Origin of the sequence: Kineococcus gurbantunggutensis (assembly GCF_050871925.1) — a bacterium.
Classification (GTDB): domain Bacteria; phylum Actinomycetota; class Actinomycetes; order Actinomycetales; family Kineococcaceae; genus Kineococcus.
This window is the reverse complement of the sequence record NZ_JBJLSG010000098.1, coordinates 1-18,267: the sequence shown is the minus strand read 5'-3', so window position 1 is coordinate 18,267 and position 18,267 is coordinate 1. Positions and strand designations below refer to the sequence as shown.

Here is an 18,267-nt window from a genome sequence, read left to right as displayed (position 1 = left end):
GCGCGGCGCGCCCCCCCCCCCGCCGCCCGCCGCCGGCCGCCGCCCCGGCTCCACGCGCCGGGGCGCCACCGGGGGCGCGCCTCAGGGGCGGCGGCTCACAGCTCCTCGTCCGCCAGCGTGGCCGCGTCCGGGCGCACCTCCAGGCGCTCGTCCGGGATCGGCTTGCCGGAGACGACCGACACGCCGTACGTGCCGTCCTCGATGCGCTTGAGCGCGTCCTGCACGCTGGCCAGGCGGGTGCGCGAGGACTCCACGAAGGCCTCCTGCTCCGCGGCCTGCTGCTCGTGCGCGCCCTCGTCGCCGAAGTCGTGCCCGCCGTTGGGCGAGTCGGCGGTGACGCCGGCCTCCATGCCCGAGGTGACGCCCTCGATCGTCTCCTGCAGCTCGCGCTGCAGCTCCAGCAGCCGTTCGCGCGCGACCCGCGTGTCCATCCTCGTCCGTCCCCTCCTCGTGCCGTGGTCGCGCGCCGGCGGCGCGGACCGTCGTCCGGGGACGTGTCTACCCCGCCGAGCGCCGCCCGGCACGGCGGGGCGATGGTGGAGGGCGTGAACGCACGAGAGATCCGCCTCGCCCGGCGCCCGCAGGGCGAACCCGTCCCCGACGACTTCGAGCTCGCCGAGGTCGAGCTGCCCGCGCCCGGCGAGGGGGAGCTGCTGGTGCGCACGCTCGTCATGTCCGTGGACCCCTACATGCGCCCGCGCATGGACGACGTGCCCAGCTACGTGCCGCCGTACCGGCTCGGGCAGCCCCTGGACGGCGGGGCCGTGGGCGTGGTCGAGGTCTCGCGCGCCGACGGCTTCTCCGCCGGGGACCTGGTGCTGCACGGCCTGGGCTGGCGCTCGCACGCGGTGCTGCCCGCCGCGCGGGTGCGCCGCCTGCAGCTGCCCGCCGGGGTCCCCGAGACGGCCGCGCTGGGACCGCTGGGCATGGTCGGCTTCACCGCCTGGGCGGGCCTGTTCGACGTGGCGCGCGTGCGCGAGGGCGACACGGTGTTCGTCTCCGGCGCGGCCGGCGCCGTGGGCAGCCTGGCGGGCCAGTTCGCGAAGCTGCGCGGGGCCGGGCGCGTGGTCGGCAGCGCCGGCGGGCCGGAGAAGGCCCGGCACCTGACCGCCGACCTCGGCTTCGACGCCGGCATCGACTACCGCGAGGGACCGGTCCTGGACTCCCTGCTGCGGGCCGCGCCCGACGGGGTCGACGTGTACTTCGACAACGTCGGCGGCGACCACCTCGAGGCCGCGATCGCCGCGGCCAACGACTTCGCCCGCTTCGCCCTGTGCGGCAGCGTCTCGGCGTACAACTCCCCGCGCGAGCTGGCCTCCGCCCCGCCCGGCCCGCGCAACCTCTTCTCGATCGTCGGCAAGCGGCTGCGGCTGCAGGGCTTCATCGTCGGCGACCACGAGGCGCGCCGCGAGGAGTTCCAGCAGGAGGTGGGCGGCTGGCTGGCGCAGGGGCGCCTCGTCTTCCGCGAGACCGTGCGCGAGGGCCTGGAGGCCGCGCCCGGCGCGCTGGTCGGCCTGCTGCGCGGGGAGAACACCGGCAAGATGCTCGTGCGCCTGTCGCAGCGCTGAGGCCCGCCACCTCGCGCTCCCGGCGGCCCGGGGCCATGCTGGGTCGGTGATCTCCGTCGACCTCGCGCTGCGGCTCAGGGCCGCCGGGCTGGAGTGGCAGCCGGCCTCGGGGGACCGCTTCGTCATCCCGGACCGGGACATGGACGAGGACGTGTTCACCCTCAGCGACATGACCGTGGAGGTGCACGAGCACCCCACGGGACGCGTCATCGGCTTCAACGGCACCACCGAGTGGGCGCTGGACTCCGTCGACCAGCCCGCGGCGTGCTGGCTGCCCGCCGAGCACCAGCTGCGCGAGCTGCTGGGCGAGCGCTTCACCCGCCTGGAGCGCCGCGACGTCGGCGACGGCGTCGTGCACCGGGTGCTGCTGCTCGACGAGCACGGCGCCGACGCCTTCGAGGCGCCCGACGCCGCCGACGCGTACGCGCAGGCGCTGCTGCACCACCTGTCGGGGGCCCGGGGCGGCAGCTCCGGCACCGCCGGGACCACCGCCGCCGCCACCTGAGGGCGGGCGCGCCCCAGCCGTGCCGGGCCGGCCGCGCCGGGCTCGACCCGCGCCGGCTCAGCCGGTGCCGGGCTCAGTCGGTGCCGGGCTCCTCCTCGCGCCGGGCCAGGAAGCGCTCGAACTCCTCCCCCAGCTCGTCCGCGGTCGGCAGGAAGGCCCCGGCCGCGCCGGTGCCGCTGCCCTCGTCGCCGCGGGCGTCGTACTGCTCCTCCAGCGCCCGCACCACGGCCGCGGCCTCCGGGGAGTCGGCCACCTGCGCGTCGACCTCCACGCGCGTGGCCGAGGCGGCCTCCAGCAGGCTCGTCACCGGCAGCGACAGGCCCGTCGCGCCCGCCAGGGTGCGCACCAGCACCGCGGCGGCGTCGGGGTAGTCGTTGCCGGCCAGGTAGTGCGGCACGTGCGCCAGCACCGAGAGCACGTCCCGGCCGGCCTGCGCACCGCGCAGGGCCAGCAGCGCCGCCGCGTGCCCGGGCACCTGCGCCTCCACGTCCCAGGTGCGGTACCCCTCCAGCAGCTCCGGGCGGCTGGCGCTGGCGGTGACCCCGCTGGGGCGGGTGTGCGGCACCGCCGTCGGCGCGGCGCTGAGGGTCGTCACCAGGCCCACGCCCAGGCGGTCGGCGAGCTGCCACACCGCGCGGCTGAAGCGCTCCCACTGCACGTCCGGCTCGGGGCCGCTCAGCAGCAGCACCCCGGCGCCCTCGGCGTCGCGCAGCACCTCCACCGTCAGCGCGGGGGCGTCGAAGTCCTCCCAGCGGTCGCCGGCGAAGGTCATGGTGGGCCGGCGCGCCCGGTAGTCGTGGAGCTGGTCGACGTCGAAGGTGGCGACCAGCTCGCGCTCGCACACGTCGCGCAGGTGCGCCACGGCCAGGCGCACGGCGGCGCCGGCGTCGATGAAGCCCGACAGGGCGACGACGAGGTGGGGCTCCACCAGCACCGGCGGTTGCCCCTCGAGGGTGTACAGCGACCCGGGATCCAGCATGGGCCCATTCTCGCCCGGCGCCGCCCGGGCGCCGGGGGCGCCCCTCAGGCGGGGGCGGCGGCCGCGGCCGGCCCGCCGGCGCGGCCGGCCAGCTCGGCGGCGCGCTCGGCGCGCAGCTGACCGATGGCCGCCTCGAAGTCGGCCAGCGAGTCGAACGCCTGGTACACCGAGGCGAAGCGCAGGTAGGCGACCTCGTCGAGCTCGCGCAGGAACGGCAGGGTGGCCAGGCCCACCTGGTGCGCGTCGACCTCGGCGGCGCCCTGGGCGCGGATCGCCTCCTCCACGCGGTGCGCGAGCAGGGCGATGTCGTCCTCGCTCACCGGGCGCCCCTGGCACGCCTTGCGCACGCCGGAGGCGATCTTCGCGCGGCTGAAGGGCTCGCTGGCGCCGGAGCGCTTGACCACGGACAGGCTCGCGGTCTCCAGGGTGGTGAAGCGCTTGGAGCAGTTCGGGCACTGGCGGCGGCGGCGGATGCTGCTGCCGTCCTCCGTCGTCCGCGAATCGACCACGCGCGAGTCCGCGTGCCGGCAGAACGGGCAGTGCACCCCAGCTTCCTCCCACGCAGCGCCGGCGCCGGCGCCGCCCGCACCGCACCCGCTCCGGGCGGCCGGCGCGGGAGCCGGGGACGGCCCGGACTCCTGATCGTCAGGTGACGGTACGTCGCCGGTGTCGGCGTCGGCAAGCCGCGCTGCGCGGCCGGGGACGCCGCGCGCGCCGCGCACCGCCCGCCGCCGGGCTCAGCGCTCGCCGGGCAGGAGCAGGCGCTGCCCGGCGAGCAGCGCCTGGGTGGCCAGGCCGTTGGCCTCGGCGATGTCGGCGGCGACCTCGCGCCAGTCCTGCCCCGGCGCCAGCTCGGCGGCGATGCCGGAGAGGGTCTGGCCGGGCAGCACGGTGACCACCCGCGGGCCCGCGCCGGGCGCGCGCTCGGCGGCGGCCGGCCCCCCGGCCGCGCCGGCCACCGCCAGCACCACGCCGGTGAGCACGCCGGCCGCGGTGCACGTCAGGGCCAGGCGGCCGCGCCGGGTCAGGCGCAGCCGCGCGGGCGCGGCCGGGCCGTGCGCCGCGCGCACCGGCGGGCGGGCCGCGGCCCGTCGGGCGGGGGCGGTGCCGCGGCGGGCGGGACGGGCGGCGCGCGCCGGGAGCGCCGCGGCCGGCAGGCGCACCGGCGAGCGGCGAGGGAGGGGGGCGAGGGCGGTGCTGCTCACGGGGAGGACCTCCGGCTCGGGAGCCGGTTCGAACGGGTGTTCGAGCCGGCGGGGCTGTTCTACCACCGGCCCGCCGGTGGCCGCGAGCCCCGCCGCGGGGGTCGCGGGGGGCGCGGGCCCCGCCCGGCGGGGGGGTGCGGGGCGCACGCTGCCACCCGCCGCCGACACGCGGGCCGTCCCCGGCGCGCCGGCGGGCGCCGCGCCGCTTCGAACACGTGTTTGAGGTGCCGCCCGCCCGCCGGTAGCGTGATCGCAGCCGCGCGACGCCGCGGCGGCGGGACGACGGGAGTGGGACGTGACCGACGCGCTGGACGGGACCGGACGGGACGAGCGCGGCGCGGCGGGTGCCCCGGCGCAGCCGCTGCCCGCCGGCACCCCGGGCCGCCCGGGGCTGACCGCGCGCCAGCGCGGCGTCCTGGAGACGATCCGCGAGGCGGTGGAGCGGCGCGGCTACCCGCCCAGCATGCGCGAGATCGGCCAGGCCGTCGGGCTGACCAGCCCCAGCAGCGTCGCCCACCAGGTCAAGACGCTGGAGCGCCTGGGCTACCTGCGCAAGGACCCGCGCCGCCCGCGCACCCTGGAGGTCGTCGCCCCCGGGCCGGTGCACGCCGCGGCGGGCGGCGACGGGGCGGGCGCGGACGAGGCGGGCGGGGTGGACGAGCGCCCCGCCGTGGCGTACGTGCCCGTGGTCGGGCGCATCGCCGCCGGCGCCCCCCTGCTGGCCGAGCAGGTCGTCGAGGAGGTCCTGCCGCTGCCGGCGCAGCTGGTGGGCGGCGGGCAGCACTTCGTGCTGCGCGTGGTCGGGGACTCCATGGTCGACGCCGCCATCTGCGACGGCGACTGGGTCGTGGTGCGCCAGCAGCCCACGGCCGAGAACGGCGACGTGGTGGCCGCCATGATCGACGGCGAGGCCACGGTGAAGGTGCTGCAGCGCAGGGACGGGCACGTGCGGCTGCTGCCGCGCAACGACCTGTACGAGCCCCTGGACGGCGACGAGGCCACCGTCCTGGGCCGGGTGACGGCGGTGCTGCGCAGCCTGTAGCGGCGGCGCGCGCCGGGCGGCGTCAGCGCCCGACGGGCACCACGAGCTCCACGGCGGCCTCCACGGCCAGCCGCGGGGAGGTCAGCACCGGCACGTGCAGGTCCCGCAGCAGCGGGGCCGCACCCACCATGCTGGCCTGGGCCAGGACGACGACGTCCACCGCCGGCTCGACGGCGCGCACGCCGCGGCGCACCGCGTCGGCCACGGCGGCGGAGTAGGTGACCAGGTCGCCGGACTCGAAGGCGCCCCAGGTGCCCGGGCAGTGCACGTCCACCAGCTCCACGGTGCGCCCGGCGGCCGCGGCCGCCTCCCGCAGCAGGGGGGCCAGGGTGGCCGCCGCCTCGGTCAGCGAGCTGACCAGCGCGATGCGCCGACCGGCCAGCACGGCGGCCTCGGCCATCGGCCGGTCCACGCGCAGCACGCGCAGGCCGGCCTCCGCCCCGACGCGCTCGGCCTCCGGGCCGGTCTCGGAGCAGGTGACCACCACCACGTCGGCGCCCTCGGCGACCAGGCGCCGCAGGCGGTCGGCGACGGCCCCGCGCACGGCCGCGGCGCCGCGGGCGCGCGCCGCGGCGAGCAGCCCGGTGTCCACCAGGTGCCGGTCGGTGACGGTCTCGTCCCGCTGGTGCAGGAGGTCGCGGAAGGTGCGGACGTGCGCGTCCGCGGTGTGCAGGAAGCCGACGGTGGCCACCGGGTGAGGATGCCAGGTGCCCGGCCCCGCGTCAGCAGGTGCGCCCCGACCGGTGCGGGCGCTCACCCGCCCGGCGCAGACGCCGCGGCGTCCAGGCGGGCCAGCGCCTGGCGGGCCGTCTCCGGCGAGGTGGTCGCCCAGAACCCGGGCAGGCTCTCGCGCAGGAAGCCGCCGTAGCGGGCGGTGGCCAGGCGGGGGTCCAGCACGGCGACCACGCCGCGGTCGCCCGTGGCGCGCACGAGCCGGCCGGCGCCCTGGGCCAGGCGCACCGCCGCGTGGGCCGCCGAGACGCTCAGGAAGCCGTTGCCGCCGGCGGCGTCCACGGCGCGCGCCCGCGCCGCCATGAGCGGGTCGTCCGGGCGCGGGAAGGGAATGCGGTCGATGACGACGAGCTGGCAGCTGGGCCCGGGCACGTCCACGCCCTGCCACAGCGACATGGTGCCGAACAGGGAGGTGGCCGCCTCGTCGGCGAAGCGCCGCACCAGCCGCGGCAGCCGGTCGTCGCCCTGGCACAGCACGGTGCGCCCGGTGCGCTCGCGCACGCCCGCGGCGGCCTCCTCGGCGGCGCGCCGGGAGGAGAACAGCCCCAGGGTGCGCCCGCCGGCGGCCTCCAGCAGGGCGGCGAGCTCGTCGAGGACCGCGTCGGGCAGGCCGGCGCGCCCCGGCGGGGGCAGGTGGCGGGCGACGTAGAGGATGCCCTGGCGGGCGTAGTCGAAGGGGCTGCCCACGTCCACGCCGGTCCACGGCGCCTCGTCGCGCGTGGCCGAGCGCAGCCCGAAGGAGCGTGCCACCGGCTCGAAGGAGCCGCCCAGGGTCAGGGTGGCGGAGGTGGCGACCACGGTGCGGTCGGTGAACAGCCGCTCGCGCAGCAGCCCGGCCACGGACAGCGGCGCCACGTGCAGGGAGGGGGCGCGCCCGCCCGGGCCGGCGGCGCTGACCCACGCGACGTCGTGCTCGGAGTCCGCCGCGAGGCGCTCGGCGACCGCGAAGACCTCCTGCACGGCCGCGCGCGCCAGGTGCCGGGAGCCGCGGGCCTCGGCGTCCTCCTCCTTGGCGGCGCCCTCGGTGGCGGTGCGCAGGTCGGTCAGCGCGGTGCGGGCGGCGTCGCGCACGGCCGCGACGGCGTCGGACAGCGCCGCCGGCCGGCGCTCCAGCCTGCCGGGGGCGGCGTCCTCCAGCGCGGCCTCCAGGGCGGCGCCGGCGTCCTCCAGGGCGTCGCTGACCAGGCCGGCGGAGCGGCGCAGGCGCCGCGCGGCGGCGCCCACCACGCCCGCGGACAGCTCCGCGGTGGCCACCGCCGTGAGCCGGTCGGCGAGCTCGTGGGCCTCGTCGACGACGAGGAGGTCGTGCTCGGGCAGCAGCTGGCCGGACCCCTCCAGCGCGTCGATGGCCGTCATGGCGTGGTTGGTGACCACGACGTCGACCTCGCGGGCGCGGGCGCGCACCCGCTCGGAGAAGCACGCGTCGGCGACGGGGCAGCGCTGCGCGCCCAGGCACTCGCGCGCCGAGACCGACACCTGCCGCCAGGCGCGGTCGCTGACGCCGGGGTCGAGCTCGTCGCGGTCCCCGGTGCGGGTGGTACCGGCCCACTCGCGCAGCCGCACGACCTCCCGGCCCAGCCGGCCGGCGTCACCGGCGCCGGTGTCGCCCGCGGGCGCCGCCACGTCGAACAGGGCGGCCTCCTCCTCGGGGAAGCCGCCGTCGAGCTTGTTGCGGCACAGGTAGTTGGCCCGGCCCTTGAGCAGCTCCCAGGTGGGCTCGCGGCCCAGCGCGGGGGCCAGGGCGCGGGCCAGGCGGGGCAGGTCGCGGTCGACGACCTGCGCCTGCAGCGCGATCGTGGCGGTGGTGACGACCGCGCGGCTGCCGCGGTGCACGGCGTGGGCCACCGCCGGCACGAGGTACGCCACGGACTTGCCGGTGCCGGTGCCGGCCTGCACGAGCAGGTGCCTGCGGGCGCGCACCGCGTCGGTGACGGCCTGCGCCATCCGCTCCTGGCCCTCGCGCCGCTGACCGCCGAGCTCGCGCACCACCACGTCGAGGAGGTCGGCGGCCTCGCGGCCGTCGACCTCCTCGCGCTGCGGGTGCTGCTCGTGGACCTGCTCGGTGCTGGGCGCGCTCACCGCACCATCCTCGCCGACACCTCCGACGTGCCCCGACGGCGTCCACAGCGCCCGCCCGGGTGCGCCGGGCGGGCGGTGGTGCGGGGCGGGCGCGGCGCGAGAGCGCGCCGCGCCCGCCGCCTCAGGCGCCGGCGGCGCTGAGGCGGAAGGGCTCCAGCTCGGCCGCCAGGCGCGGGCGGACCCGCGCCAGCATCCGGGTGCCGGTCCCGGTGTGCTCCTCGGAGAGGACCTGACCGGTGGTGTGCACCCGGTGGACCAGCTCGCCGCGGTCGTAGGGCACGCACACCTCCAGCTCCACGTCCGGCACGGGCAGCAGCTCGGCCATCCGCTCGCGCAGCTGCTCCACGCCCTCGCCGGTGCGCGCGGAGACCACGACGGCGCCGCGCTCGCGGGCCAGCAGCCGCTGCAGCACCTCCGGGTCGGCGACGTCGGCCTTGTTGATCGCCACCAGCTCGGGCACCCGGTGCGCCTCGACCTCGGCCAGGACGGAGCGCACGGCGGCGAGCTGCCCCTCGGGGTCGGGGTGCGAGCCGTCCACGACGTGCAGGACGAGGTCGGCCTCGGCGACCTCCTCCAGGGTGGAGCGGAACGCCTCCACCAGCTGGTGCGGCAGCTGGCGCACGAACCCGACCGTGTCGGTCAGGGTGTACGGGCGCCCCTCGGGCGTCTGGGCGCGCCGGACGGTGGGGTCCAGCGTGGCGAACAGCGCGTCCTCCACGAGCACGCCCGCCCCGGTGAGGCGGTTGAGCAGCGAGGACTTGCCCGCGTTGGTGTACCCGGCGATGGACACCGACGGCACCGCGCGCGCCACCCGCAGGGAGCGCTTGGCGTCGCGGGCCGTGCCCATGCCGCGGATCTCCCGGCGCAGCTTGGCCATGCGGGAGCGGATGCGGCGGCGGTCCAGCTCGATCTTCGTCTCACCGGGGCCGCGCGAGCCGATCCCGGCACCGCCGGCGACGCGGCCGCCGGCCTGGCGGGACATCGACTCGCCCCAGCCGCGCAGGCGCGGCAGCAGGTACTCGAGCTGGGCCAGCTCCACCTGCGCCTTGCCCTCGCGGCTCTTGGCGTGCTGGGCGAAGATGTCGAGGATCACGGCCGTGCGGTCGACGACCTTGACCTTGACGATGTCCTCCAGCCCGCGGCGCTGGGAGGCGGACAGCTCCCCGTCGCACACGACGGTGTCCGCGCCCTCGGCCGCCACCAGCTCGGCCAGGGCCTCGGCCTTGCCGGCGCCGAGGTAGCTGGCCGGGTCGGGGGTGGAGCGGCGCTGCAGGACGCCCGCCAGGACGTCGGAGCCCGCGGTCGCGGCGAGGGCGGACAGCTCCTGCAGGGAGACCTCCGCCTCCTGGCGGGTGGAGTCGGCGCTGGACCAGACCCCGGCCAGGACGACGCGCTCCAGGCGCAGCTGCCGGTACTCGACCTCGGTGACGTCGGCGAGCTCGGTGGACAGGCCGGCGGCGCGGCGCAGGGCGCGGCGGTCGGCCAGGTCGAGCTGGTCGCCGTCGACGTCGCGGGCCCCGGGGCCGTCCGCCCCGTGCTCACCGGTGGGGGCCGCGCCGTCGTGCCCGGCGAGGATGCGGGCCAGCGCGCGGTCGAACTCGGCGTCGCGGTCCGCCTCGCGGGCGCCGTCCAGCACGGGCTCGTGCTGCTCGGGGCGCTCGCTGTCCTGCGACGACGACGTCGCGGACGGCCGGACCGGCGAAGAGCGGTGGTTCATGGACCTCCCAGGTCGTGCTGCCCCTCAGGGGTTGAGGGGACCAGCATCCCGTCCAACGCCCCGCCGGTCCACGGGATTCCGCCCGGCGCGCCTCGCGGGCCTACCCTGACCGGCGTGGTGAGCACCCGGGTGGACGGCGAGCAGGCGGGCGGGGGCACCGGGGAGCACTACTTCACGGCGCGCCCGGCGGCACCGGACGAGCGGCGCGAGGTCGAGGTCGAGCTGGCCGGGCGGCGGGTGTCGGTGCAGACCGCGCGCGGGGTGTTCAGCGCCGAGCGCCTGGACCCGGGCACCTCGGTGCTGCTGCCGCTGGTGCCGCGGGACCCGGCGGCCGGGGGCGACGTGCTGGACCTGGGCTGCGGCTGGGGCCCGGTGGCGCTGACGCTGGGGCTGCTCCAGCCGCGCCGGCGGGTGTGGGCCGTCGACGTCAACGAGCGGGCGCTGGACCTGGCCCGGCGCAACGCCCAGCGCCTGGGCGTGGACGTGCGCGCGTGCCTGCCGGACGAGGTGCCCGCCGACGTGGCGTTCGCGCAGCTGTGGTCCAACCCGCCGATCCGGGTGGGCAAGGACGCGCTGCACGCGCTGCTGCTGCGCTGGCTGCCGCGCCTGGCGCCGGGGGGCGAGGCGCACCTGGTGGTGCAGAAGAACCTGGGCGCGGACTCGCTGCACCGCTGGCTGGACGCGCAGCTGCCCGCCGTCCTGCCGGGGGCGGCGACCGCGCGCACGGCCTCCTCGAAGGGCTTCCGGGTCCTCACCGTCCGGCGCGGCTGAGCGCCCCGCGCGCGCGGGGCGCTCAGGCGGGCACGGGCTCGGCCAGCAGCGCCGGGGAGAGGGTGCCGGTGGCCACCAGCACCGCCGGCCCGGTGAGCCACACGGTGCCCGCGGACAGGCTGGAGCCCTCGCCCACGGTGACGACGACCTCCCCGCCGGGCACCTCCACCCGCCACACGTCCGGGGAGCCGGCCCCGGCCCACGCGCGGGTGGCCAGCGCGGCCGCGCACGCGCCGGTGCCGCAGGAGCGGGTCTCCCCCACCCCGCGCTCGTGCACGCGCATGCGCACGTCGCCCACGTCGGCGACGTGGTCGCCGGTGACGTCCACGGCCAGCAGCGGCACGACCAGCTCGACGTTGGTGCCGTGCGGGGGCGCCGGGTCCACCTGCGGGGCGTGCGCGAGGTCGGCGGCGTCCAGCTCGGCCGGCTCGGCGAGCGCGACGACGGTGTGCGGGTTGCCCAGGTCCAGCGACAGCGCCGGGCGGACCACGCCGTCCAGGCCGGCGACGGCGACGAGGGCGTCGGAGCCGTCCGCCAGCGCCCGCTCCCCGCCGCTCAGGCGCCAGGGGCCCATGTCGGCGGTCCAGCGCCCGTCGGGCTCGCGGCGCAGGCGCTTGAGCCCGGCGCGGGTGCCCACGGCGAACCAGCGGCCGTCGCCGGCCTCGGCGGGCAGGTGCCCCTCGCGCAGGAGCAGCTCGGCGAAGACGCGCACCCCGTTGCCGCACATCTCGGCGACCGAGCCGTCGGCGTTGCGGTAGTCCATGAACCACTCGGCCTCGGCGGCGAGGGCGGCGCCCTCGGGCAGGGCCGCGCAGCGCACGGCGCGGATCAGCCCGTCCGCGCCGATGCCGGCGCGCCGGTCGCACAGCCGCGCCACGAGCGCGGGCGAGGGGTCCCAGGCGCCCTCGGGGTCCGCGACGAGCACGAAGTCGTTCTCGGTGCCGTGGCCCTTGGTGAAGGCGACCGCGCCGGGGGTGCTCAGGCTGCTCACGCGGCCGACTCTACGGCCAGCAGCTCCAGCACCCGCCGGGCCAGCTCCTCGGGGTCGGAGCCGTCGGGGGCCTCCACCCAGCGCACCCGCTCGTCGCGGCGGAACCACGACTCCTGCTTGCGCGCGAAGCGCCGGGTCAGGCGCGCGGTGAGCTCGGCGGCCTCGGCCTCGGTGGTGGTGCCGTCGAGGGCGTCGAGGACCTGCGCGTAGCCCAGCGCGCGCGGGGCGGTCAGCCCCTCGCGCAGCCCGGCGGCCTCCAGCCGGCGCACCTCCTGCACCAGGCCCTCGTCCCACATGCGGCGCACGCGGGCGTCGATGCGGGCGTCGAGCTGCTCGCGCGGCACGCTCAGGCCCACCTGCACGGCGGGGCGCACGTAGCGCTGCTCGGGCAGCGAGGCGGCGAAGGGCAGGCCGGTGACCTCGCCGACCTCCAGGGCGCGCACGACCCGCCGGCCGTTGGAGGGCAGGATGCGCCGCGCCGCCTCCGGGTCGCGCTCGGCGAGCTCGGCGTGCAGGCGCTGCGGCCCCACCTCGGCCAGGCGCGCCTCCCAGCGCGAGCGCACGGCGGGGTCGGTGCCGGGGAAGCGCATGTCGTCCAGGGCCGCGCGCACGTAGAGCCCGGAGCCGCCCACGAGCAGCGGCGTGCGGCCGCGGGCGGCCACCGCGTCGAGGGCGGCGCGGGCGTGCCGCTGGTAGGTGGCCACGTCCGCGGCCTGCGTGACGTCCAGGACGTCGAGCAGGTGGTGCGGCACGCCGCGCCGCTGCGCCTCGCCGAGCTTGGCGGTGCCGACGTCCATGCCGCGGTACAGCTGCATGGCGTCGGCGTTGACGACCTCCGCGCCGATCCCGCCGGGGCCGGGCAGCAGGTGCGCCAGCGCCACGGCCACGTCGGACTTGCCGGAGGCGGTGGGCCCGACCACGGCGACCACGGGCGCGGCGGGGAGGGCGGGCGCTACGGTGCCCTGCGGTGATCTCGACTGGCCCACGCGCAGATGGTGGCAGACAGTGGGACCCGCACGGACGCGAGCACCGGAGGAGGAGCCGTGGGCACCATGAAGTTCCTGGGGCTGAAGCTGGACGAGGCCGTGGAGCAGGCGCGGGTGGCCGCCGAGCAGGCCCGCACCCGGGCCGGGCAGTTCGCCGGCCAGCACTCGCAGCAGGCCGAGGGCGTGCTGCGCAAGGCCACCACGTTCGTCAACGAGCGCACCGAGGGCCGCTACGCCGGCCCGCTGGAGCGGGCGTCGAAGGTGGCGCAGAGCGGCTGGGAGCGCGCCGCGGGCGTGCGCCCGGGCTTCGAGGGCTGGGGCACGCCGATGCGCGGGGGCACCCGCACCGACGGCACGCCGATGTCCGGTCCCGCGCGCTGAGGGACGTCCGGGACGAGGGGCCCGGCACGACGAGGAGGACGAGATGACGATCCCCACCCCACCGCCGAGCACGCCGCAGCCGCCGAGCCCGGTGCCGCAGCCGGGCTCGCCGGGCGAGCCGCCGCTGCCGGACCCGGGCCCGGTGCCCGGCCCGGACCCGCAGCCGGGACCGGCGGCTCCCCCGCCGATGTGAGACCGGCGCGCACGAGGGCCCCGCACCGCCACGGTGCGGGGCCCTCGCGCGTGCGGGCGGGGGCGGCGGGCCTCAGCGGCGCCGGATCGTGGGCAGGCCCAGCCCCACGGGGCGCGGGCCGGCGGGCGCGGCCGGCTCGGGCCGCGCCTGGCGGGCCTGCCAGGCGTCGCCGGCGCGGGTGCGGCGCACCGCGAAGGCGTCGGTGGCGTCGGCCTCGAGGTAGTGCGGCGCGCCGCGGCTGATCGTCACGGTCGCCACGTCCCCCGGACGCGGCGCCTGCGCGCCCTCGGGCAGCGAGAAGTGCACCAGCCGGTTGTCCGGGGCGCGCCCGGACAGCCGCCGCGTGGCGGCGTCCTTGCGGCCCTCGCCCTCGGCGACGAGCACGTCGAGGGTGCGCCCGACCTGGGCGCGGTTCTCGGCGTAGGCGATCTCGTCCTGCAGCGCGGTCAGGCGCTCGTAGCGCTCCTGCACCACGGCCTTGGGCACCTGGTCGCCCATGGTGGCCGCCGGGGTGCCCGGGCGCGGGGAGTACTGGAAGGTGAAGGCGCTGGCGAAGCGCGCCTCGGCCACGACCTCCAGCGTCTGCTGGAAGTCCTCCTCGGTCTCGCCGGGGAAGCCGACGATGATGTCGGTGGTGATCGCCGCGTCGGGGATGCGCCCGCGCACCTCCTCCAGGATGGACAGGAAGCGGGTGCGCCGGTAGGAGCGGCGCATGGCGCGCAGGACGGCGTCGGAGCCGGACTGCAGCGGCATGTGCAGGCTGGGCATGACGTTGGGCGTCTCGGCCATGGCGTCGATGACGTCGCTGGTGAAGCTGGAGGGGTGCGGGCTGGTGAAGCGCACCCGCTCCAGGCCCTCGATGCCGCCGGTGGCGCGCAGCAGCTTGCCGAAGGCGAGCTTGTCGCCGAACTCCACGCCGTAGGTGTTGACGTTCTGCCCCAGCAGGGTCACCTCGAGCACGCCCTCGGAGACCAGCGCCTCGACCTCGGCGAGCACGTCGCCGGGGCGGCGGTCCTTCTCCTTGCCGCGCAGCGAGGGCACGATGCAGAAGGTGCACGTGTTGTTGCAGCCCACGGAGACGGACACCCAGGCCGCGTAGGGGGACTCGCGGCGGGTGGGCAGCGTGGAGGGGAAGACCTCCAGCGACTCCAGGATCTCCACCTGCGCGGCGGCGTTGTGCCGGGCGCGCTCGAGCAGCGCCGGCAGCGAGCCGACGTTGTGGGTGCCGAAGACGACGTCCACCCACGGCGCCTTGCGCACGATCTCGCCGCGGTCCTTCTGCGCCAGGCAGCCGCCGACGGCGATCTGCATGCCGGGGCGGCGCTCCTTGACGGGCGCGAGGTGGCCGAGGTTGCCGTACAGCTTGTTGTCGGCGTTCTCGCGCACCGCGCAGGTGTTGAAGACCACGACGTCCGGCTCGGCGGGCGCGTCGCCGCCGACCTCGTCGAAGCGGACGTAGCCGGCGTCCTCGAGCAGGCCCGAGAGGCGCTCGGAGTCGTGGACGTTCATCTGGCAGCCGAAGGTGCGCACCTGGTAGGTGCGCGGCGCCTGCTCGGGCTCGGCGGCCTGGGCCGGCGCGCTCAGCGGGCCGGTCGCGCGGGGGACGGTGGGCGTGCTCATCGCCGTCCAGGGTAGGTCACCGCGGCGACGTCACGCTCGGGTCACGATCTGCCCACAGCACCGCCCGTCCGGTGGGCACGGTGCGCGGTACCTGTAGCTTCTGCGCGCATGAGTGACCCCTCCGCGGCCACCACCCCGTCCGGTGCGCCCTCCGGCCGCCGGCCGCTCGTGCGCCTGGAGCACGTGGACAAGCACTTCGGCGCCCTGCACGTGCTGCGGGACGTGGACCTGACGGTCGCCGAGGGCGAGGTCGTCGTCGTCATCGGCCCCTCCGGCTCGGGCAAGTCCACGCTGTGCCGCACGATCAACCGCCTGGAGACCATCGACTCCGGGCGCATCACCATCGCCGGGGAGGACCTGCCCGCCGAGGGCAAGGCGCTGGCGAAGCTGCGCGCCGACGTGGGCATGGTCTTCCAGTCCTTCAACCTCTTCGCGCACAAGACGGTGCGCGAGAACGTCACGCTGGGGCCGGTGAAGGTGCGCGGCGTGGGCGCCGCCGAGGCGCGCCGGCGCGCCGACGAGCTGCTCGAGCGCGTCGGGGTGGCCAGCCAGGCCGAGAAGTACCCCGCGCAGCTCTCCGGCGGGCAGCAGCAGCGCGTGGCGATCGCGCGCGCCCTGGCGATGGACCCCAAGGTCATGCTCTTCGACGAGCCCACCTCCGCCCTGGACCCCGAGATGATCAACGAGGTCCTCGACGTGATGACCGAGCTGGCCAGGTCGGGCATGACCATGGTCGTCGTGACGCACGAGATGGGCTTCGCCCGCCGCGCCGCCGACCGCGTCGTCTTCATGGCCGAGGGGCGCGTCCTGGAGGACGCCGAGCCGGAGACCTTCTTCACCGCCCCGCGGCACGAGCGGGCCAAGGACTTCCTGTCCAAGATCCTTACCCACTGACCCCTCCCGCGCCCGCACCGGCGCGGGCACCCGACGCACCAGCACCCGACCGACGAGCTCAGGAGCACACCGTGAAGCGTTCGCCCCTCACCGCCCTCGCCGCCACGGCGGCGGCGGCCACCCTGGTGCTGACCGGCTGCGGCCAGGAGGGGTCCCCGACCACGGGCGGCGCCGCCGGCGGCGGTGCCACCGGCGGCGCGGAGGCCCCCGCGTACGACGTCGCCCCGGACGTGGCCCTGACCGGCAGCCCCACCTTCGACAAGATCAAGGCCGCCGACCGCGTCGTCGTCGGCGTCAAGGCCGACCAGCCGGGCCTGGGCCTGCGCGCCGCGGCCACCGGCGAGTACTCCGGCTTCGACATCGAGATCGCCAAGCTGCTGGCCGCCTCCCTGGGCCTGAGCCCGGACAAGATCGAGTTCAAGGAGACGGTCTCGGCCAACCGCGAGCCGTTCCTGCAGCAGGGCCAGGTCGACATGGTGGTGGCCACCTACACCATCAACGACAAGCGCAAGGAGGTCGTCGACTTCGCCGGCCCCTACTACGTGGCCGGGCAGGACCTGCTGGTGCGCAAGGACGACACCTCCATCACCGGCCCGGACTCGCTGGCCGGCAAGAGGGTCTGCTCGGTGGAGGGCTCCACCCCCGCCACCCGCATCGAGACCGAGTACCCGCAGGCGCAGCTGGTGAAGCTGGACACCTACTCCAAGTGCGTGGACCAGCTCACCGCGAACTCCGTGGACGCGGTCACCACCGACGACGCCATCCTGCGCGGCTACGCCGCCCAGCAGCCCGACGCGCTGAAGGTCGTCGGCGCCCCGTTCAGCGAGGAGCCGTACGGCATCGGCCTGCCCAAGGGCGACACCGCGCTGCGCACCGCGCTCAACGACGCGATCGAGCAGGCCGTCACCGACGGCGACTGGAAGGCCGCCTACGACTACACCCTCGGCGGCAGCGGCACCGACCCGGAGCCGCCCACGGTCGACCGCTACTGAGCAGCGGTCCCCCGGACGGGTGGCCGTCCCGACGACGTGACGGCCACCCCCGCACCCCCCTGACCTGAGAGGAGCCTGCGTGCAGGTCCTGCTCGACAACCTCGGCACCTTCGGGCGCGGCGCCTGGGGCACGGTCGTGCTGTTCGCGTGGTCCGCCGTCGGTTCCCTCGTCGTCGGCACCCTGCTGGCCTGCCTGCGCGTGGCGCCCAGCGCCGCGATGCGTGCGGCCGGCACCGCCTACGTCAACGTCGTGCGCAACACCCCGCTGACGCTGGTGATGTTCTTCAGCGTCCTGGCGCTGCCGCAGCTGCAGATCCGCTTCGGCGAGTCGCTGAACACCCAGTTCCGCGTCTTCGCCGTCCTGGCGCTCATCGCCTACACCTCGTGCTTCGTGTGCGAGGCCATCCGCTCGGGCATCAACACCGTGCCGGTGGGCCAGGCCGAGGCGGCCCGCGCCATCGGCCTGCCCTTCGGGCAGGTGCTGACGCTGGTGGTGCTGCCGCAGGCGTTCCGCGCGGTCGTGCCGCCGATGGGCAACATCTTCATCGCGCTGGTGAAGAACACCTCGGTCGCCTCGGCGTTCAGCAACTACGAGCTGATCTCCGCGATGCGCAACCTCATCGAGCAGAACGGCAACGCCGTGATCAGCATCCTGGTGGGCATCACCGCCGCCTACGTGCTGCTCGTGGCCGTGGTCGCGCTGGTCTTCAACCTGCTGGAGCGATCGGTGGGGGTGCCCGCGTGAGCAGCGTCCTGTACGACGCGCCCGGGCCCCGCGCCCGGCTGCGCAACCGCGTCTACACCGTCGCCGGCGTCGTGCTGGTCCTCGGGGCCCTGGCCGCGATCGTGTGGCGGCTGGACTTCGCCGGGCAGCTGACGCCGTCGAAGTGGAGCGCGTTCACCTACGTCGACATCCAGACCGCGCTCTTCCGCGCGTGGTGGGCCACCGTGAAGGTGGCGCTGGTGGCGGTGGCGCTCGCGCTGGCCCTGGGCACGGTGCTGGCGGTGCTGCGGCTGTCGACCACGCGCGCGCTGCGCTGGACCGCCACCGCCCTGGTGGAGTTCCTGCGCGCCCCGCCGGTGCTGCTGATGATGTTCTGGTTCCTGTACGGCTCGCGCGGGGCGATCCCGGTGTTCTGGTGCGCGGTGCTGGGTCTGACGCTCTACAACGGCGCCATCATCAGCGAGATCCTGCGCGCCGGGGTGCTGGCGGTGCCCAAGGGCCAGCGCGAGGCCGCGTTCGCCCTCGGGCTGACCGGCGGGCAGGTCATGCGGATGGTCCTGCTGCCGCAGGCCGTGCGCTCGATGCTGCCCTCGATCGTCGCCCAGGTCGTCGTGGTCCTCAAGGACAGCGCGCTGGCGTACATCATCGGCTACACCGAGCTGCTGCGCTGGGGCACGAACCTGGGCACGGAGTTCTTCAACCTCGTGCCGGCCACCATCGTCATCGCGGTGGTCTACATCGCCACGAACACGCTCATCGCCGGCCTGGCCAAGCTGCTGGAGCGGCGCCTGTCGACCACGGGCAAGAAGGCCCGCCCGGCGGCGCGCCCGGTGCCCGACCAGGTCGGTACCCCCGTCGCGTGAGCGCCCGGCGGGTGCGGCGCGCGCC

At 76.9% G+C, this 18,267-nt stretch carries 20 protein-coding genes; 10 read left to right on the top strand and 10 right to left on the bottom strand.

The window, feature by feature from the left end:
• Positions 1-95: 95 nt before the first annotated feature.
• Complete coding sequence (locus ACRYR7_RS16980; protein ID WP_432573289.1) at positions 96-431, bottom strand: TraR/DksA family transcriptional regulator; 336 nt, start codon at positions 429-431, stop codon at positions 96-98.
• A gap of 102 nt (positions 432-533) precedes the next feature.
• Between ACRYR7_RS16980 and ACRYR7_RS16975 the strand changes: the two genes are divergently transcribed.
• Complete coding sequence (locus tag ACRYR7_RS16975; RefSeq protein WP_432573291.1) at positions 534-1,568, top strand: NADP-dependent oxidoreductase; 1,035 nt, start codon at positions 534-536, stop codon at positions 1,566-1,568.
• A 46-nt stretch (positions 1,569-1,614) separates the two neighbouring features.
• Positions 1,615-2,073 (top strand): pilus assembly protein CpaE, encoded by a 459-nt coding sequence (locus tag ACRYR7_RS16970; protein WP_432573288.1) that lies wholly within the window; start codon positions 1,615-1,617, stop codon positions 2,071-2,073.
• A gap of 73 nt (positions 2,074-2,146) precedes the next feature.
• On the opposite strand, the gene ACRYR7_RS16965 is transcribed toward ACRYR7_RS16970, so the two are convergent.
• The 3 genes from ACRYR7_RS16965 to ACRYR7_RS16955 form a co-directional block, all read right to left on the bottom strand.
• Positions 2,147-3,052, bottom strand: coding sequence for a proteasome assembly chaperone family protein (locus ACRYR7_RS16965; RefSeq protein ID WP_432573287.1), 906 nt, complete (start codon positions 3,050-3,052; stop codon positions 2,147-2,149).
• A gap of 44 nt (positions 3,053-3,096) precedes the next feature.
• Positions 3,097-3,597: a transcriptional regulator NrdR gene (gene nrdR / locus ACRYR7_RS16960; RefSeq protein WP_432573286.1), complete on the bottom strand. Its 501-nt coding sequence runs from the start codon at positions 3,595-3,597 to the stop codon at positions 3,097-3,099.
• Positions 3,598-3,789: 192 nt separating this feature from the next.
• On the bottom strand, positions 3,790-4,257 hold the full coding sequence (locus ACRYR7_RS16955) for a LysM peptidoglycan-binding domain-containing protein (RefSeq protein WP_432573285.1): 468 nt from the start codon (positions 4,255-4,257) through the stop codon (positions 3,790-3,792).
• Positions 4,258-4,552: 295 nt separating this feature from the next.
• On the opposite strand from ACRYR7_RS16955, the gene lexA reads away from it, so the two are divergent.
• Positions 4,553-5,299, top strand: a complete 747-nt coding sequence (gene lexA / locus ACRYR7_RS16950) for a transcriptional repressor LexA (RefSeq protein ID WP_432573284.1) — start codon at positions 4,553-4,555, stop codon at positions 5,297-5,299.
• Between the two features lie 22 nt (positions 5,300-5,321).
• Here lexA and ACRYR7_RS16945 read toward each other — a convergent pair whose 3' ends face one another.
• The 3 genes from ACRYR7_RS16945 to hflX form a co-directional block, all read right to left on the bottom strand.
• Positions 5,322-5,990, bottom strand: a complete 669-nt coding sequence (locus ACRYR7_RS16945) for an aspartate/glutamate racemase family protein (protein ID WP_432573283.1) — start codon at positions 5,988-5,990, stop codon at positions 5,322-5,324.
• Between the two features lie 62 nt (positions 5,991-6,052).
• Positions 6,053-8,110 (bottom strand): ATP-dependent DNA helicase, encoded by a 2,058-nt coding sequence (locus tag ACRYR7_RS16940; protein WP_432573282.1) that lies wholly within the window; start codon positions 8,108-8,110, stop codon positions 6,053-6,055.
• A gap of 121 nt (positions 8,111-8,231) precedes the next feature.
• Positions 8,232-9,827 carry a GTPase HflX gene (gene hflX, locus ACRYR7_RS16935; protein ID WP_432573281.1) on the bottom strand — a complete coding sequence of 532 codons (1,596 nt, stop codon included), beginning with the start codon at positions 9,825-9,827 and terminating at the stop codon, positions 8,232-8,234.
• Positions 9,828-9,941: 114 nt separating this feature from the next.
• On the opposite strand from hflX, the gene ACRYR7_RS16930 reads away from it, so the two are divergent.
• Positions 9,942-10,598: a class I SAM-dependent methyltransferase gene (locus tag ACRYR7_RS16930; protein ID WP_432573280.1), complete on the top strand. Its 657-nt coding sequence runs from the start codon at positions 9,942-9,944 to the stop codon at positions 10,596-10,598.
• Between the two features lie 22 nt (positions 10,599-10,620).
• On the opposite strand, the gene dapF is transcribed toward ACRYR7_RS16930, so the two are convergent.
• Together dapF and miaA are read right to left on the bottom strand one after the other, a co-directional pair.
• Positions 10,621-11,589 carry a diaminopimelate epimerase gene (dapF, locus tag ACRYR7_RS16925; protein ID WP_432573279.1) on the bottom strand — a complete coding sequence of 323 codons (969 nt, stop codon included), beginning with the start codon at positions 11,587-11,589 and terminating at the stop codon, positions 10,621-10,623.
• On the bottom strand, positions 11,586-12,575 hold the full coding sequence (gene miaA / locus ACRYR7_RS16920) for a tRNA (adenosine(37)-N6)-dimethylallyltransferase MiaA (RefSeq protein ID WP_432573278.1): 990 nt from the start codon (positions 12,573-12,575) through the stop codon (positions 11,586-11,588). The genes dapF and miaA overlap by 4 nt, the downstream gene beginning before the upstream one ends.
• Before the next feature lie 66 nt (positions 12,576-12,641).
• Between miaA and ACRYR7_RS16915 the strand changes: the two genes are divergently transcribed.
• Together ACRYR7_RS16915 and ACRYR7_RS16910 are read left to right on the top strand one after the other, a co-directional pair.
• Positions 12,642-12,956 carry an antitoxin gene (locus ACRYR7_RS16915; RefSeq protein WP_432573290.1) on the top strand — a complete coding sequence of 105 codons (315 nt, stop codon included), beginning with the start codon at positions 12,642-12,644 and terminating at the stop codon, positions 12,954-12,956.
• A 43-nt stretch (positions 12,957-12,999) separates the two neighbouring features.
• Positions 13,000-13,149 carry a hypothetical protein gene (locus ACRYR7_RS16910; protein ID WP_432573277.1) on the top strand — a complete coding sequence of 50 codons (150 nt, stop codon included), beginning with the start codon at positions 13,000-13,002 and terminating at the stop codon, positions 13,147-13,149.
• A gap of 72 nt (positions 13,150-13,221) precedes the next feature.
• Here the strand turns inward: ACRYR7_RS16910 and miaB are convergent, their stop codons facing one another.
• On the bottom strand, positions 13,222-14,769 hold the full coding sequence (miaB, locus tag ACRYR7_RS16905; protein ID WP_432573276.1) for a tRNA (N6-isopentenyl adenosine(37)-C2)-methylthiotransferase MiaB: 1,548 nt from the start codon (positions 14,767-14,769) through the stop codon (positions 13,222-13,224).
• Positions 14,770-14,877: 108 nt separating this feature from the next.
• Between miaB and ACRYR7_RS16900 the strand changes: the two genes are divergently transcribed.
• From ACRYR7_RS16900 to ACRYR7_RS16885, 4 genes are all read left to right on the top strand, one after another.
• Entirely contained in the window at positions 14,878-15,663 is a 786-nt protein-coding gene (locus tag ACRYR7_RS16900) for an amino acid ABC transporter ATP-binding protein (RefSeq protein ID WP_432573275.1), read from the top strand.
• 71 nt (positions 15,664-15,734) lie between these two features.
• Positions 15,735-16,655: a glutamate ABC transporter substrate-binding protein gene (locus tag ACRYR7_RS16895; RefSeq protein WP_432573274.1), complete on the top strand. Its 921-nt coding sequence runs from the start codon at positions 15,735-15,737 to the stop codon at positions 16,653-16,655.
• Between the two features lie 79 nt (positions 16,656-16,734).
• On the top strand, positions 16,735-17,400 hold the full coding sequence (locus tag ACRYR7_RS16890; RefSeq protein WP_432573273.1) for an amino acid ABC transporter permease: 666 nt from the start codon (positions 16,735-16,737) through the stop codon (positions 17,398-17,400).
• On the top strand, positions 17,397-18,242 hold the full coding sequence (locus ACRYR7_RS16885) for an amino acid ABC transporter permease (RefSeq protein ID WP_432573272.1): 846 nt from the start codon (positions 17,397-17,399) through the stop codon (positions 18,240-18,242). Before ACRYR7_RS16890 ends, ACRYR7_RS16885 begins: the two co-directional genes overlap by 4 nt.
• The last annotated feature ends 25 nt before the right edge of the window (positions 18,243-18,267 follow it).